Source organism: Nostoc sp. UCD121 (assembly GCF_014222285.1).
In the GTDB taxonomy this organism is placed as follows: Bacteria; Cyanobacteriota; Cyanobacteriia; order Cyanobacteriales; family Nostocaceae; genus Nostoc.
Genome location: NZ_JACKZS010000006.1, coordinates 37,153 through 55,522, shown reverse-complemented (window position 1 = coordinate 55,522; position 18,370 = coordinate 37,153). Strand labels below are relative to the sequence as shown.

Sequence of the window (18,370 nt, the reverse complement as noted above, 5' to 3'; positions counted from 1 at the left end):
TTTTATGAAAGCAGAGAACATCGAAGATATATACAAACTCTCACCTACACAGCAGGGATTGCTTTTTCATACCCTCTATGCTCCTGATTCGGGTGTGTATTGTGATCAATATAGCATCACCCTCAAAGGCAATCTCAATACTTTGGCTTTTGAGCAAGCTTGGCAGCAATTAGCAAAAAGGCACGCAGTTTTGCGTACTTCTTTCCACTGGGAAGAACTAGATGAACCAATGCAAGTGGTGCATCGACAAGTAAAATTACCACTAGAGCAACAAGACTGGCGGGGGATAAATTCAGGACAACAGCAGCAGCGACTAGAGTCTTTTTTGAAAACAGAGCAAAAGCGCGGCTTTGAACTTTCGCATCCGCCTTTAATGCGGTTAGTGTTGATTCAGTTAACTGATGACGTTTACCAATTCATCTGGAGTAACCATCACATACTGTGGGATGGCTGGTCGCGGGTTGTGCTGTTCAAAGAATTTCTGGAAATTTATCAAGCATTATGCACTAATCAAAATCCATATTTAAAACCTGCTTTTCCCTATCGCAAATATATTACTTGGTTGCGACAGCAAGATTTATCTCAAGCAGAGGCTTTTTGGCGAAATGCCCTCAAAGGATTTACTGCGCCTACACCCTTGGTTGTAGATAAATTTGTCGCCAATACATCCAGCCATCAAGAATATGATGAGCAAAAAATTGAGTTATCGGTAGCAACTACAGAAAAACTCAAATCTTTTGCACGCCAATATCAAATCACTGTCAATACTTTAGTACAAGGAGCTTGGGCTTTACTTCTGAGCCGATATTCTGGTGAAGATGATGTGGTTTTCGGGGCTAATACTTCTGGTCGTCCAGTTACTTTACCAGGAGTGGAATCAGCAGTTGGGTTATTTGTAAATACCTTGCCTGTGCGAGTGCGGGTGAATGGGAATGATGCTATTATTTCTTGGCTGAAAACACTTCAAACTGAACAAGCTCAAGCACGGCAGTATGAGTATAGTCCCTTGGTTCAAATTCAGGGATGGAGTGAAATCTCTAAGGGTGTACCTTTATTCCAAAGTTTCATTGCCTTTGAAAACTATCCTGTAGATTCTTCTTTACTCCAAGGCAAAGAAAACCTAGAGATTGATGGATTTAGTGCCGTTAATCGCAGCAACTATCCTCTCAGCCTCATTGTAGCCCCCCTAGTGCAGTTACAGCTTCAGATTAACAGCGATCGCCACTGCTTTGATGTTGCCACCATCACCAGAATGCTAGGACATTTGCAAACTGTGCTAGAGGGCATGGCTGCAAATCCAGAACGGCAGTTAAAAGATGTACCGTTGTTAACGGAGACTGAACAACATCAATGCCTAGTAGAGTGGAATAATACCCAAATTGAATATCCGGTAAACCTTTGCATACATCAGCTATTTGAAGCTCATGTAGAGAAAACACCAGATGCGATCGCACTCACATTTGCCGATCAACACCTAACTTACCATGAGCTAAATTGCCGTGCCAACCAACTGGCACACCACCTCCAGAAGTTAGGAGTCGGGTCAGAGGTACAGGTGGGAATTTGTGTTGAGCGTTCCTTGGAAATGGTGATTGGACTATTAGCCATCCTCAAAGCTGGTGGTGCTTATGTGCCAATAGATCCAAGTTATCCCCAGTCACGGCAAGGTTTCATCCTCAAAGATGCCCAAATTCGGGTATTACTTACCCAACAAGATGTAATAACCAAATTACCAGAACATCAAGCTCAGGTCATCTGCTTGGACTCCGACTGGATAACCATTTCCCAGGAAAGCACCAAAAATCCTGACAACAGCAATTTAACACCTGAAAACTTAGCATATATCATTTACACCTCTGGCTCTACAGGTCAGCCAAAGGGTGTATTGATACCTCATGCTAATGTTGTTCGTCTGTTACGAGCAACTCAATCATGGTTCCATTTCAACAAACATGATGTATGGACGCTTTTCCACTCATTCGCTTTCGACTTCTCAGTTTGGGAACTCTGGGGCGCTCTCTGCTATGGCGGACGAGTGGTAGTAGTTTCTTACTTGGTAAGCCGTACACCACAAGCTTTTTGTGACTTATTGTGTCAAGAGCGAGTAACTATTCTTAACCAAACACCGTCAGCTTTCCGGCAACTGATGCAGCAGGAACAATTATCTGGCAAGACCTTTGCTGATAACCTGCGCTTGGTAATCTTTGGTGGAGAAGCACTTGATATCCAAAGTTTAGCACCTTGGTTTGAGCGTCACGGAGAGCATTCTCCGCAATTGGTAAATATGTACGGTATTACTGAAACAACAGTACACGTCACCTATCGTCCCCTAACTTTAGCAGACCTGAGAACAGCAAGTGCTAGTGTCATAGGTCGTCCGATTCCAGACTTGCAAGTATATGTGCTGGATAAGCACAATTCACTACTGCCGATTGGTATTCCTGGCGAGATGTGTGTTGGTGGCGCTGGTTTAGCTAGAGGTTATCTCAACCGTCCCGAATTAACCAGCCAAAAGTTTATTCCCAACCCCTATAGTAACAAGCCAAGCGATCGCCTTTACAAATCAGGCGATTTAGCTCGCTACTTACCTAATGGAGAACTTGAATACTTAGGACGTATCGACCATCAAGTAAAAATCCGAGGCTTTCGCATTGAGCTAGGGGAAATTGAGGCACTACTGAGACAACACACAGATGTGCGAGAAACTGTAGTTTTACTCCGAGAGGATCAACTTGGTAATAAACAGTTGGTAGCTTACATTGTTGCCAACTCTGAGCAATTTCCAACAACCAGCGAATTGCGAAACTGGCTTAAAGTGCAACTGCCAGATTATATGGTACCTTCGGGATTCGTGTTGCTAGAAGCACTGCCTTTAACATCTAACGGAAAAGTTGATCGTCAGGCATTACCTACACCCAATACAGCTAGGCCAGAATTAGATGAAGCTTACATGGCTCCTTCCACGTTAGAAGAGAAGGCGCTGGTGGATATTTGGGTTCAAGTCCTTGATGTTGAACAAGTCGGCATTCACGATAACTTCTTTGCATTAGGTGGAGATTCAATTCGTAGTATCCAGGTATTAAGCAAAGCCAAGGAGCGTGGCTTGAGCCTTTCGTTACAGCAGATATTTCAACATCAAACAATTCATCAACTAGCTCAAGAACTCACAACTGCAAAAGCCAACATTGCTGTAATAGAACAAGTCCAACCGTTTAACCTGATATGTGAAGAGGATTTGTGTAAGTTACCCAACGATGTAGAGGATGCTTACCCCTTGACTATGCTCCAGGCGGGAATGCTGTTTCACAGTCAGTATAGTGTGAATACCAAAGCTTATCACAACGTTTCTAGCATTCATCTCAAAGCTCCTTTCGACTTTGAGAAATTGCATACCGCAATACAACAACTGGCAAACCGTCATCCGGTACTACGTACTTCATTTGATTTGAGTAATTTTAGCGAACCGTTGCAGTTAATCCATAAAACTGTTTCTGTCCCTTGCCAGCTTGAGGATTTGCGCCACCTCTCTGCTACTGAACAAGAAGAAACACTGACTGCTTCGTTTGAAGCCGAGAAAACCAACAAGTTTGACTGCACAATTGCACCGCTTTTGCGCTTTCAAATCCATCGTCGTAGCGAAGACACATTTCAGTTTAGCTTTACCGAACACCATGCTATTCTCGATGGTTGGAGTGTGGCTTCGATGCTGACTGAGTTGTTTGAACACTATTTCTTCCTGTTGGGCAAAAAAGTTTCTCCAATTCAGCCACCACCAGCAAACGCATTCCGTAATTTTGTAGCTTTGCAGAAACAAGCTCTCCAGTCGGAGGAATGCCAACGTTATTGGATGCAAAAGTTCAATGACAGTCCAACGACAACAATACCTCGCCGACCCGTTTCCCAAAGGTCTGCTGACAAAACTTCAGAAGTTCGTGTTGTGCAAGTACCTATCAATTCAGATATTTCGGAAAGGCTGAAGAAACTGGCTCAGTCTAATAAAGTTCCACTCAAGAGCGTGCTTTTTGCGGCACATCTAAGAGTAATCAATAAGCTGTGCCGTGAGTCAGAAGTAGTAACACTAGTTTCATCTAATGGGCGGCCAGAAACAACTGATGGTACTCGCTGTCTTGGGCTTTTCCTCAATCCTTTACCATTTCGGATGAAACTGCCTCAAGGCAATTGGACGGATTTGATAACCCAGGTTTTTCAAACTGAGCAGGAGTTATTACCCTTTCGATGGTATCCAATGGCTCAGATTCAAAAAGATTTAGGCGGGCAACGTCGCTTTGAAACTTGTTTTAATTTCACTCACTTTCATGTTTACCAGCGTATTGAAACATTAACTGATTTAGAGGTTTTAGATACAAAGGGATTTAACATTACAGACTTTGTTGTATTAGCTGAGTTCAGACTAAATGTAATTTCCTCTCAAATCGAACTTTCATTATGTTGTAATACTGCTGAATTATGTAACCAGCAAATAGAAGAAATTTCTAATGAGTACGCCCAGACTATTACAGCAATAGCTCAATTACCAGATGAAGAATACGAAATTTTTTATGGTGGTAACAATCAAGAATTTATCAATGAACGACAAGTAAAAGAGATAGATAAGTCAAGCATTCAAAAATTAAAACTTGCTAAACGTAAAACACTTCATGGGTTGTAATTTAAAAGATTAGCATATACTATGAAAAAAGAAGATGTTCAAATCCCCAGCCTCAAAAAGTTAGGTTATATCACTCGAAAAAGTTTCAAAATATCTCAAAATTCACTCATTGAGACAAAGCAGCTACTACCAGAAAGTACCATTCCTATGGTAGTGGAGCCTGCTATATCAGGAGTCAATTTATTAGAATGGGCTACGAGCAACAAGGAGGTTATTGAAACATTGTTGCTAAAGCATAGAGCCTTACTTTTCCGAAATTTTAATATTAATACAACAGTTCTGTTCAACGAGTTCGTCAAACTAACTTCTAGCGGACAGTTACTAGAATACCGCGATCGCTCCTCACCACGTCATGAAGTTGGTGATAAAATCTATACATCTACAGATTACCCTGCCGAGCAAAGTATTTTCTTACATAACGAGGGTACTTATTGGTTAACTTGGCCGCTCAAAATTTACTTTGGCTGTTTAATTGCAGCACAACAGGGCGGGGAAACTCCAATTGCTGACTGTCGTAATATTTTTCAGCGCATTCATCCTAAGATTCGGGAAAAATTTATAGAAAAACAAGTTTTGTATGTCCGTAACTATAATGATGGTTTTGGACTGACTTGGCAGACAGTTTTTCAAACTAGAGACAAAGCTGTAGTAGAAGAATATTGCCACAGAAATGCCATTAAATTTGAGTGGAAAGATGGTGAGCGTTTGCAGACTCGTCAAGTCCGTCAAGCAGTTGCTAAACACCCAAAAACTGGTGAATTAGTTTGGTTTAATCACGCTACTTTTTTTCACGTTTCTACACTTGAACCTACACTTAGAAATGCTTTATTAGCAGAGTTTAGAGAAGAAGATTTACCCAACAATACCTATTATGGTGATGGTTCGCCTATTGAACCAGAAGTTTTAGAAGAACTACGCACAGCCTATCAGCAAGAAATGGTTCTATTCACTTGGCAACCAGGAGATTTATTGATGTTAGATAATATGTCAGTCGCTCATGGTCGTTCGCCATTTGTTGGACAACGTAAGGTTGTAGTGGGGATGGCAGATCCGTTTACTAATCCTCTTTTTTAAACGCAGACGGGTGCGGAGGAAAGGAGAGGAATAAGAGAATAAGTTTCAGCTAAAAATAATTAAATAGAAACATTAGTTATAGGAATGTAGTTATGCAAATGCTCAATAATACATCGCTAGCAGAAGATGTAGCAGGTTATCGACTTTCTCCACAGCAAGAGCATTTATGGAAATTGCAGTCGGTTACTCAAGATAATTCTTATATTGCTCAGTGTGCTGTTTGTATTGATGGCAAATTTGATGTAGAGATTCTCAAGAAGTCTTTACAGAATGTTGTTAATCAGCATGAGATACTCCGCACGAGTTTTCGTTGTTTACCAGGAATGACGATTCCGTTACAGGTAATAGCTGATAGCCAAGATATATCAATTAATTATTATGACATAAGTGATTTTCCTGCTGAAGAGAAAGATAAAAACATAGAGTTATTTCTAACTCAATATAAGACTGATAATTTAAATTTTGAACAAATAGTTTTACAAATAGATTTAATTAAAGTTTTACCCAAACAGTATATATTGCTTGTAAGTGTACCAGCGATGATTTCTGATGGGATTGGACTTCGTAATTTGGTACATGAAATTAACCGTTTTTATGCAGCTACTATAAATAAGGAACAATTATCTGATGAAGTGCTGCAATATGCAGATATTGCTGAATGGCAACATGAATTACTGACAGCAGAAGAAGCTAATTTAGGAAAAGCATACTGGCAACAGCAAGAGCTTCCTAGTTCTTTTGGTGTTCAGCTTCCTTTTGAACAACAAGTTTCTGAAGATATTGCAGTTTTTCAATCTCAGGAATACAGATTGAAAATTGATAAAAATCTATTAGCTGATATTGAAAAAATATTCATATCACAAAAGGAAACGAATTATTTAGCTGAATTTTTATTAACTTGCTGGCAAATTGTCTTAGGGCGAAATCTCGGTAATCCTGAAATAGTTGTCGGTAAATTATATGATGGTCGTAAGTATGAAGAATTACAAGGTGCTATTGGGTTATTTGCTAAATATTTACCGATCGCATCTCGTTTACAGCCAGATTTGTCATTTAAAGAGACATGGCAACAAGTTCAAGAATTAGTTAGCCAAGGCTATCAATGGCAAGATTATTTTTCTTGGCAAGAGTATAGTAAAAATTTATCTATTTCTTTCTTACCATTCTGTTTTGAATTTACAGAGCAAGCACAGCAAGAATCTGCTAATACAGTTACATTTAATTTCTATAAAGAGTATGTAAATATTGACAGGTTTAAACTTAAACTATCTTGCCTTTGCCAAAAAGGTGATTTAGCTGTTGACTTGTATTATGATGCAAGTTTATTTAAAGCAGAGGATATTGAACGTTTAGCATTACAATTTCAGCAGTTATTATTTAGTGTTACTCGTAATCCTAATGCTGCGATTAGCGATTTAGAAATTTTGAGCGATCACGAGCTTGAAAAACTCCTATTTGAGTTTAACAACACTCAAATAAATTATGATCGTTCTCAATTAATTCATCAGCTATTTGAAGCGCAAGCAGAACGCACACCAGATAATATTGCGGTAGTATTTAATAACCAGCAATTAACCTATCGTGAATTGAATGAACGTGCTAATAAACTAGCTAATTATCTACAGAAATTAGGTGTTAAGCCAGAAGTATTAGTGGGGATTTGTGTAGAGCGATCGCTCTCAATGGCAATTGGTATTCTTGCCATTCTCAAAGCAGGTGGAGCTTATTTACCATTAGATCCAACCTATCCTTCAGAACGCCAGCAATTTATCCTTAAAGATACCCAAACGCCAGTATTATTAACTCAGCAATCTTTGCTGAAAAATTTACCAGAAAATACAGCAAAAATCATCTGCTTAGATATTGACTGGGAAACATTTGTATCTGAAAGCCACGGCAATCCTACTGTGGCAATGACATCTGCCAACTTAGCTTATATTATTTACACTTCTGGTTCTACAGGGAAACCTAAAGGTGTACAAATAACTCATCAAAATTTAGTCAACTCCACACAGGCACGCCTTAATTACTATCAAGAACCTGTTAGTAGTTTCTTATTACTTTCTTCCTTTGCATTTGATAGTTCTGTCGCAGGTATTTTCTGGACACTATGCTCTGGTGGAACTTTAGTATTTCCCCAAGCAGAGGTAGAGCAGGATATACCACAGTTACTAAATTTAATTACTCAAAATCAGGTAACTCATTTATTAAGTTTACCTTCCTTATATAAGGTTATTTTAGAACAAGCAACCAAACAAGAATTAGTTTCGCTGCAAAGTGCGATTGTTGCGGGTGAACCTTGCCCACCAGAACTGGTTGCTCGTCATTTAGAACAACTTCCTCACACATCTTTATTTAACGAATATGGCCCAACAGAAGCTACAGTTTGGAGCAGTGTTTATCATTGCTGTTCGCCAGAAATAGCCGCTTCAGTATCTATTGGTCGCCCAATTGCAAACGCACAAATTTATTTACTTGACCCTAATTTACATCCTGTTCCTTTGGGGGTGGCTGGTGAAGTATATATCGGTGGCGATGGTTTAGCTAGAGGCTACCTGAACCATCCTGATTTAACAGCAGAACGTTTTATTCCCAATCCATTTAGCAATAACCAAACGGGATTGCGCTTATATAAAACTGGTGATTTAGCCCGCTATTTACCAGACGGAAATATAGAATTTCTCGGTCGGATTGACCAGCAAGTAAAAATTCGGGGTTTCCGCATTGAATTAGGCGAAATTGAAGTCGCATTAGCCCAACATCCGAACATTAGGGCAAATGTAGTTGTAGCCAGAGAAGAAAAATCTGGTCAAAAACGTTTAGTAGCTTATATAGTTCCACAACCGGGACAAGTCGCTCCTACTTTGAGCGACTTGCGTCATTTTCTGGAAGAAAAGTTACCAGACTACATGGTGCCATCTACTTTTGTACGTATAAGCACTATACCCCGTCTCCCTAATGGCAAGATTGACTTAAAAGCTTTGCCAGATCCGGAATTGTCTGGAACTTTTGTGGCTCCTCGCACTGCTGTAGAGAAGATATTAGCTGACATTTGGGCGCAAGTATTACGGCTGGAAAAAGTTGGTATTCAGGACAATTTCTTTGAGTTAGGCGGCGATTCTATCCTGAGTATTCAAATTGTTGCCAAAGCTAATCAAGCAGGTTTTCAACTTACTCCTAAACAAGTTTTTGACCGCCCTACAATTGCAAAATTAGCAGAGGTAGTTAGTATTAATGAAAGCATCTCAGCAGAACAAGGGCTGATAACTGGTGAAGTACCCCTCACACCGATTCAACACTGGTTTTTTGCACAAAATCGACCCGATGTATACCATTGGAATCAGTCTTTATTGTTAGAAATACAGCAAGGACACAACCTCAGCCTATGGGAGCACGTGGTACAGCATTTAGTTGAACATCATGATGTACTCCGCCTGCGTTTTCATTGTCAAGCATCCGCCTGGGAACAAATTATCTCTGCTTCCGAAGCAACAGCGATATTTACACGTATAGATTTGTCAGCGCTACAAGAACTTGAGCAAAAAACAGCTATTGAAAAAACAGCTACCGAACTCCAAGCTAGCCTTAATTTATCAGATGGGCCGGTGGTGAAATTTGCTTTGTTTGAATTAGGCGCACAAACCAGCAGCCGCCTGTTAATTATCATCCACCACTTGGCTGTAGATGGTATTTCTTGGCGAATCTTACTAGAAGATTTGCAAACAGCATATCAGCAGTTAAATCAGGATGAGGCAATACATTTACCAAATAAGACGACCTCATTCCAAGAGTGGGCTTGTCGTTTGCAGGAATATGCTCAATCTCCAACGCTCAAGCAAGAGTTAAATTACTGGTTGACACAACTAGAAAAACCAATTTCGACCTTACCTGTAGACTATGCTGGAGGTAAAAATACGGTAGCTGAGGCTCGTACTATTGCAGTTTCCCTCAGCCAGCAAGAAACTCAAGCTTTGCTACAGGATGTGCATCAGGCTTATCACACCCAAATTAACGATGTGTTACTGACAGCACTGGTGCAAGCATTTGCAGAGCAAATGGGAGAAAATTCGCTGCTGCTGGAACTCGAAGGACACGGGCGTGAGGACATTTTCTCCGATGTGAACTTGTCGCGCACTGTTGGTTGGTTTACTACCCATTTTCCGGTGCTGCTGAATTTAGGAACTGTCAAAGATTTGGGAAATGCTTTGAAGGTTGTAAAAGAGCAACTGCGTTCTATCCCCAATCGCGGACTCGGCTATGGTGTACTGCGTTACCTCAGCGATGAGGGAGAAAAACTACAAGGCTTACCCCAAGCTGAGGTACTTTTTAACTATTTAGGGCAAACAGACCAAGTAATGTCGCAGTCTTCCCTGTTTGCACCTGCAAAAGAATCCACAGGTTCAGCCCGTAGCCTGCGGGGTAGCCGAGTTTATCTACTGGAAGTTGTAGCAATTGTGACTGGCAGTCAACTGCAAGTGAATTGGACTTACAGCGAAGCGATACATCAGCGAGCCACAGTTGAAAAATTAGCGAATAGTTTTATTAAAGCATTGCGATCGCTCATTACTCATTGCCAATCTCCTGAAGCTATTGGTTTCACGCCTTCAGACTTCCCCCAAGCCAAGTTGAATCAACAGGACTTGGACAAATTTTTGGCAAAAATCAACCAACAAGCTTAGGAGGCAAGTTAATGAATACAGCTAATATCGAAAATATCTACGAACTTTCCCCAGTCCAGCAGGGTATTCTCTTTCACAACTTGTATGAATCCGAATCTGGAGCCTATTTTGTGCAGTTGAGCTATGGCTTACGGGGAATGCTCAATATTGCCGCTTTTGAACGGGCTTGGGAAAGAGTCGTGGCTCACCACTCACCTTTGCGTACTAGTTTCCATTGGGAAGGACTTGACAAACCGCTACAAGTTGTCCATAAACAAGTCCAATTACCTCTAGAACAACTAGATTGGCGGGGAATAAATCCAGATGAACAGCAAGAGAAATTCCAGGCATTTTTGTTGAGCGATCGCCAACAGGGTTTTAACTTGTCTAATGAATCACTGTTGCGCCTAACTTTGATTTGTTTGGATGATCAGCATTACCACTTTATCTGGAGTTCCCATCACATTATCCTCGATGGCTGGTCAGGAGCTTTAGTATTCAAAGATTTTGTTTTACTTTACGAAGCGTTGTGTCGCGGTGAAGAAATCACCTTACAATCTAGCGATCGCTTCGCTGGATATATTGCTTGGTTACAACAGCAAGATTTATCTCAAGCCGAGGTCTTTTGGCGACAAACACTTCAAGGAGTCACAGCACCCACCCCCTTAACTAATCTCGAAGTTCACAGTTTATCGGCTCAAGCAGAAAAGTATCTTGAACAAAGGCTCAAACTCTCGCCTGCAACTACAACAGCCCTCAAATCGTGGGCAAAACAGCATCAACTGACCTTAAACACCATAGTTCAAGGGGCTTGGGCTTTGCTTCTTAGTCGATATAGCGGTGAAGATGAGGTAGTGTATGGTGTTACAGTTTCCGGTCGTCCAGTAGACCTACCAACTGCTGAGTCAATGGTAGGAATATTCATCAACACCCTACCTTTGCGGGTAAAGTTGGATGGTGAAATGTTGTTACTGCCTTGGCTTGAGCAGTTACAACGTCAATTGTTAGAAATCCGTCAGTATGAATATAGTCCACTGGTAGAAATTCAAGGTTGGAGTGAAATACCACGAGGTTTGCCGTTATTTGAAAGCATCGTGGTGTTTGAAAATTATCCTGTGGATCGGGCGTTGTCTGATTGGCAAAAAAACTTAGAAATTGAGACTCTCAGCGCCCTTGACCATACGAATTATCCCCTAACTATTAGCGTTATTCCAGGATCTGAGTTAGAAATCAGAATTGCTAGCGATCGCACTCGTTTTGATACCGCTACCATTACGCGAATGCTAGGTCATTTCCAGACATTGCTGGAAGGAATGGCGGCTAATCCAGAGGTGCGCCTTTACGAGTTACCACTTTTAACCGCAGCCGAGAAACATCAACTACTAGTAGAGTGGAATAAAACTCAAACTGATTATCCACAAAACCAATGCCTGCATCAGTTATTTGAGGCACAGGTAGAGAAAACACCAGATGCGGTAGCTGTAGTATTTGCAGAACAAAGCCTTACCTATCAACAACTGAATCAGCGCGCGAATCAGTTAGCACGCTATTTGCAACTGTTAGGGGTAAGCGCGGAAGTACCAGTGTGTATTTGTGCTGACCGTTCCATTGAAATGGTAGTGGGGTTATTAGGAATCTTAAAAGCTGGAGGTGCTTATGTACCGCTTGACCCGACTTATCCTCTAGAGCGTTTGGAATACATTCAGCAAGATGTGCGCTCACCAGTACTGCTGACCCAAAGCCAACTAACAGCACATCTGTCAAGCCAATCAGCACAAGTGGTTTGCCTAGATACAGACTGGGAAGAAATTAAACAACAAACTCCAGAAAACCTGACAACTGCAACCAAACCAAACAACCTGGCTTATGTGATTTACACGTCCGGTTCCACAGGGCAGCCTAAAGGAGTAGAAATCGCTCACAGCAATGTGGTCAACTTCTTATCTGCGATGCAACAATCTGTGGAATTGAATCAACAGGATGTACTAGTAGCAGTAACTACCTTAGCATTTGACATTGCTGCCTTAGAAATATTCTTGCCACTAACAATTGGTGCGCGTGTGGTCGTAGCCAGCCGAGAAGTTGCCAGAGATGGAGTACAACTTTCATCTCTGCTGACCAATTCTCAAGCCACCGTTATGCAAGCTACACCAGCTACCTGGCGCATATTACTTTCAGCAGGTTGGCAGGGTAGCAAGCACCTCAAGATCCTTTGTGGTGGGGAAGCCTTATCACGGCAATTAGCTAATCAGTTGTTGCCGCAGTGTCATCAAATGTGGAACTTGTATGGCCCAACAGAAACAACTATCTGGTCTACAGTCGAGCAGGTACAATGGGGCGAAGACACAGTAACTATTGGTCGCCCCATTAGCAACACTTACATATATATCTTAGACAACAACTTGCAGCCCACACCAATAGGCGTGCCAGGCGAACTGCATATTGGTGGTACTGGGGTAGCTCGTGGATATTGGCAACGTCCGGAATTGACTGCTCAAAAGTTTATCACTCATCCGTCCCAGCCCGACCAAAAACTTTACAAAACCGGTGATTTAGTTTGCTACAGGAGTGATGGCAAGATTGAATATATCGGTCGCCTTGATTATCAGGTAAAGATTCGGGGTTTTCGGATTGAATTGGCAGAAATCGAGGCAGTATTGGCAAAACACTCTGATGTGCAACAGGCGGTGGTGATTGCCAAGCAAGATTCTCTGATTGCCTATGCAGTGTTACGTTCTGGGCAAACAACCACAATTGGCGAACTACGAGATTTTCTCAAGCAGAAGTTGCCATACTATGTGGTGCCTCAGACATTTGTGTTATTGGACAGTCTGCCTTTGACTCCTAATGGCAAAGTCAACCGCAAAGCTTTAGCAGATGCCGATACAGCCATAGCTAATTTCAATGATGCTTTTGTGCCTCCTCATAACGCTATTGAGGAAGTATTAGCTGGAATTTGGGCAAAAATTCTCCTTGTTGAGCGAGTTGGCATTCACGACAACTTTTTTGACTTAGGGGGACACTCCTTGTTAGCTACTCAAGTTATCTCCCGCATTCGTGAAACTTTTAAATTAGACCTACCTCTGCGTTCTTTATTTGAGTCACCCACGGTAGCGGAATTATCCCCAAGACTAATTGCCCATGAAACTAAACCAGGAATGACGGCAAAGATAGCACAAATCTTGAAACAGCTAGAGGGTATGTCTGCCGAAGAGGCAAAACAAGCACTTGAGAACCGGAAAGCAAATAAACAAGTGAGGGCATGATGGACGCACAACAACTGGAACTACTTGCTTACTTGCTAGAAGAAGAAGGAATCGCATCTCCCGAAATGCAGACGATTTCTCCGAGGGAGAGTTCGGAGAATCTGCCACTATCTTTTGCACAACAACGTTTGTGGTTTCTCAATCAGTTAGAACCAGACAGCCCTTTTTATAACATTTCTGCTGCCTTACGCCTGAATGGTGTACTTAATGTCGCCGCGCTGGAACAGAGTTTTAACGAAATCATCCAGCGTCATGAGGTTTTGCGAACCACATTTAATGTTGTGGATGGAGAACCAATTCAGGTAATTAATCCCCAACAAAAGCTCACCATTAAGTTAATTAACTTGACAGCTTTACCAGCCCAAAAGCGAGAAACTGAGGCACAACAGTTAGTAAATAAAGAAGCTGGGCAACCTTTTGATTTAGCAACTGGGCCATTAGTGAGAAGTACGTTGCTATGTCTGGATGAAGCCGAACACATTTTACTGTTTACCATGCACCATATTATTAGTGATGGTTGGTCAACAGACATATTGGTGCGTGAAGTAGCAAATCTTTACGAATGTTATTGCAACGGCAAGCCTTCTCTACTGCCAGAATTGCCTATTCAATATGCTGACTATGCTGTTTGGCAGCGACAATGGTTACAAGGTGAAGTGTTGACAACTCATCTAGATTACTGGAAACAGCAATTAGGAGACAGCCTACCAGTTTTAGAGTTACCCACCGACCGACCTCGACCTCATGTCCAAAGTTACCAAGGGGCAGTGCAATCTTTCCAGTTACCGAAGGATGTGAAAGTTGCTTTAAAAACTTTGAGTCAGCAGGAAGGTTGCACCCTGTTTATGACTCTGTTAGCAGCTTTCAAAGTTCTGCTATATCGTTATACAAGTACTGAGGATATTGTAGTTGGTTCGCCAATTGCTAATCGCGATCGCTCTGAAATAGAAGGGTTAATTGGCTTTTTTGTCAATACATTAGTGTTGCGGACTAACTTATCAGATAACCCCACCTTCCGAGAACTGCTAGGTAGAGTGCGCGAAGTTACATTAGGAGCTTATGACCACCAAGATTTACCTTTCGATTTGTTAGTAGAAGAACTTAAGCCCCAGCGTGACTTGAGCCATACACCACTATTCCAAGTTATGTTTGTTCTCCAGAATGCGCCAATGTCGGCAGTGGAGTTATCGGGCTTAACCTTACAGGCTTTGCAAAGTGAATCTAGCACCGCCAAGTTTGATTTAACTTTATTGATGGAGGAAACAGAGTCAGGAATCAGAGGTGGTTTAGAATACAACACTGATTTGTTTGATGCTGCCACTATTGCCCGGATGGCAGAACATTTACAAACAATACTTGCAAGTATTGTTGCCAATCCTGAACAACAAATAGCACAACTGCCCTTACTAACGACAAATCAGCAGCATCAGTTATTGACGTGGAATTACACTCACGCAGAATATCCTTTAAATAAGTGTATTCATGAGTTATTTGAGGAGCAGGTAGAAAAAACACCTGATGCGGTAGCAGTAGTCTTTGAAGACCAACAATTAACCTACCAAGAGTTAAATACCAAAGCCAATCAACTCGCCCACTACTTGCAAAAGTTAGGTGTAGCTCCTGATGTCTTAGTCGGTATTTGCATTGAGCGTTCTTTAGAAATGGTCGTAGGATTGCTGGGCATTATCAAAGCAGGTGGCGCTTATGTACCGCTTGACCCTGCTTATCCTTCTGAACGCTTGGCATTTATGCTTTCTGATGCGGGCGTATCGGTGTTACTGGCTCAGAAATATCTACAAGATGTAATATCTCAAACATCAGCGCAGATAGTCTATTTAGACCAAGACTGGGATACCGTAGCCCAACATAGTAACGACACCCCAAACAGCACAGTTCAACCGGAAAACCTAGCTTATGTGATTTACACATCCGGTTCCACAGGGCAACCGAAAGGTGTGATGATTCCCCACCGCGCCCTCTGTAATCATACGCTGTGGATGCAAACAGAATTCCCCCTCACAGCGACAGACCGCGTTCTGCAAAAAACGCCGTTTAGCTTTGATGCTTCAGTTTGGGAATTCTATGCGCCTTTGTTAGCAGGTGGAAAGTTGATTTTAGCTGAACCTGGAGGACATAAAGATAATGCTTATCTTCTGGACTTGATTGTACAACAGCAGGTAAGTATTGTGCAATTTGTACCTTCACAGTTGCGATCGCTTTTAGCAGAACAAAAAATATACAACTGCCAAAGTCTGCGCCGAGTGTTTTGTGGTGGGGAAGTATTAACAATTGACCTGCAAGAACGCTTTTTTACAGTTCTGCCAAATGTGGAACTGTGCAATCTCTACGGCCCAACAGAGGCGACAATTGATACAACTTATTGGCGATGCCGACCAGAAGGTGAACAAAGATCAGTACCGATAGGAAAGGCGATCGCAAACGCTCAAATCTATCTGTTAGACTCGCACTTACAGTTAGTACCTGTGGGTGTGCCTGGTGAAATTTACATTGGTGGTGATGGTTTGGCACGGGGTTATCTCAACCAACCAGAGTTGACAGCACAAAAATTTATCGTTAATCCCTTTACTGGTGACACCCAACTATACAAAACAGGAGACTTAGGACGTTATTGCTCAGATGGTACGCTAGAGTTTCTTGGACGCATTGACAACCAAGTGAAACTCCGGGGTTTCCGAATTGAGTTAGCCGAGATAGAAGCACAGTTAAGTCAACACCCAGGAGTTAGACAAAATGTAGTTGTAGTGCGTGAAGACTTCCCTGGTCAACAGCATTTAGTTGCTTATATTGTCTCTCATCGGCAGCATTTCCCTACAGTTACCGAATTGCGTAGCTTCTTGAAACAGACTTTGCCAGACTATATGGTACCGTCAGTTTTTATTCCATTAGATGCCCTGCCAGTATTACCCAACGGCAAGGTAGATCATAAGTCTTTACCAATACCCGATACCAACAGACCAGAGTTAGCAGGAGATTTTGTTGCTCCACGCAATTTTATAGAAGAAAAGCTAGTCCAGATTTGGGGCGAAGTTATCCGAGTAGAAAATATTGGCATTTATGATAACTTCTTTGAGTTAGGTGGAGATTCTATCCTCAGCTTACAAGTAATTGCGAAAGCCAATCAAGCTGGTTTGCAACTGACACCCAAGCAACTATTTGAATACCAAACTATTGCTGAACTAGCAGGCGTAGCAAATACAACTACGGTATTACAGGCAGAACAAGGCATTGTTACGGGTTCTTTACCCTTGACTCCGATTCAGCATTGGTTCTTTGAACAGGCGCTTCCTGAACCTCACCACTGGAATCAGGCAGTTATATTAGAAGTGCCTGCGAACTCTGACCCCAGTCTTTGGGAGCAGGTTGTACAAAAATTACTTGTACATCATGATGCACTGCGTTCATGCTTTACACATCTCCCCAACTCTTGGAAACGCTACGCGAAGGGAGAATCGCAATTTGTGCAAACTGCATTTGGTTGGGATGCAAGTCACGTTGCTCCCGAACAAACCACACCTTTTTCAGTAGTAGATTTATCTGAACTACCCAATAATCAGCAAACAGAGGCAATTGAAGCCACAGCAGCATCATTGCAAAGTAGTTTAAACCTCTGCACAGGGCCACTGTTGCGAGTTGTTCTTTTCCAATTAGGGAGGCAACAACCTAGTCGCCTGCTAACAATCATTCATCATTTGGTAGTTGATGGGGTTTCCTGGCGGATTTTATTAGAAGATTTACAAACTGCTTACCTACAACTCAGCCAAGGACAGAAAATACAACTCCCAGCAAAAACAACTTCGTTTAAACAGTGGGCAGAAAGTCTTAGGGAATATGCCCAATCGCCGCTAGTAAAATCAGAATTAGATTATTGGCTAAGTAAACCATATAAGCAAATTTCTCCTTTACCTGTAGACTTAAATGGTGAAAATACAGTAGCTTCGGCTGCAAGTGTATCAGTTGCACTCACCCCTCAAGAAACCCAAGCTTTACTTCAGGAAGTCCCCTCTGCCTATCAAACCCAAATTAATGATGTATTACTAACAGCATTGGTACAAGCTTTTTACCAATGGACAGGGAAAAATTCTCTGTTGGTTGACTTAGAAGGGCACGGACGAGAAGACATAATTCCTCATGTTGACCTGTCACGCACAGTCGGCTGGTTTACTACTATCTTCCCGGCCTTTTTGGATTTAGAGCAAGCTGTTGATCCGGGAGAAGCATTAAAGACTATTAAAGAGCAGTTGCGGAGCATTCCCAACCGAGGAATTAATTACGCCATACTGCGCTATCTCAGCAATGATGAACAACTACAAAGCTTACCTCAAGCTGAAGTGATATTTAATTATTTAGGTCAATTCGATCAGGTACTTTCGGAGTCGTCAATATTTCGCCCTGCTCAAGAATCTACTGGCCCAATGCAGAGTCAGAAAGGAAACCGTAACTGTTTGTTGGAAGTGAACGGGCTGATTGTTGGGGGTCAGTTGCAACTGGATTGGACTTATAGCACAGCATTACATCAACAAGCCACTGTTGAAAAACTGGCTCAAGGATTTATTGAAGCATTGCGATCGCTAATTGTCCACTGTCAGTCCCCCAACGCTGGCGGGTTCACTCCCTCTGATTTTTCTCAGATGCAGTTTAGTCAACAAGAACTAGATCAATTAATGGCAGAACTCGGCTAATTC

The 18,370-nt window shown here is 41.9% G+C and carries 5 protein-coding genes; all 5 read left to right on the top strand.

All coding sequences use genetic code 11. The annotated features are described in order from the left end of the window. The first annotated feature begins 4 nt into the window (after positions 1–4). The 5 genes from GNF10_RS02505 to GNF10_RS02485 all read left to right on the top strand — a co-directional run bounded on the left by GNF10_RS02505 (position 5) and on the right by GNF10_RS02485 (position 18,367). Positions 5–4,669, top strand: coding sequence for a non-ribosomal peptide synthetase (locus GNF10_RS02505; RefSeq protein ID WP_185583657.1), 4,665 nt, complete (start codon positions 5–7; stop codon positions 4,667–4,669). A gap of 21 nt (positions 4,670–4,690) precedes the next feature. Then, a complete protein-coding gene (locus GNF10_RS02500) occupies positions 4,691–5,743 on the top strand; it encodes a TauD/TfdA family dioxygenase (RefSeq protein WP_185583659.1) in 1,053 nt (350 codons plus the stop codon). 92 nt (positions 5,744–5,835) lie between these two features. Next, a complete protein-coding gene (locus GNF10_RS02495; RefSeq protein WP_260445803.1) occupies positions 5,836–10,422 on the top strand; it encodes a non-ribosomal peptide synthetase in 4,587 nt (1,528 codons plus the stop codon). 11 nt (positions 10,423–10,433) lie between these two features. Continuing rightward, positions 10,434–13,667, top strand: coding sequence for a non-ribosomal peptide synthetase (locus GNF10_RS02490; RefSeq protein ID WP_185580375.1), 3,234 nt, complete (start codon positions 10,434–10,436; stop codon positions 13,665–13,667). Further along, on the top strand, positions 13,664–18,367 hold the full coding sequence (locus GNF10_RS02485) for a non-ribosomal peptide synthetase (protein WP_185580374.1): 4,704 nt from the start codon (positions 13,664–13,666) through the stop codon (positions 18,365–18,367). Before GNF10_RS02490 ends, GNF10_RS02485 begins: the two co-directional genes overlap by 4 nt. Positions 18,368–18,370 lie beyond the last annotated feature (3 nt).

What these genes read in the sequence shown, in the direction of transcription:
- GNF10_RS02505 (WP_185583657.1), top strand. Translation starts at nt 5, where the DNA reads ATGAAAGCAGAGAACATCGAAGATATATACAAACTCTCACCTACACAG.
- GNF10_RS02500 (WP_185583659.1), top strand. Translation starts at nt 4,691, where the DNA reads ATGAAAAAAGAAGATGTTCAAATCCCCAGCCTCAAAAAGTTAGGTTAT.
- GNF10_RS02495 (WP_260445803.1), top strand. Translation starts at nt 5,836, where the DNA reads ATGCAAATGCTCAATAATACATCGCTAGCAGAAGATGTAGCAGGTTAT.
- GNF10_RS02490 (WP_185580375.1), top strand. Translation starts at nt 10,434, where the DNA reads ATGAATACAGCTAATATCGAAAATATCTACGAACTTTCCCCAGTCCAG.
- GNF10_RS02485 (WP_185580374.1), top strand. Translation starts at nt 13,664, where the DNA reads ATGATGGACGCACAACAACTGGAACTACTTGCTTACTTGCTAGAAGAA.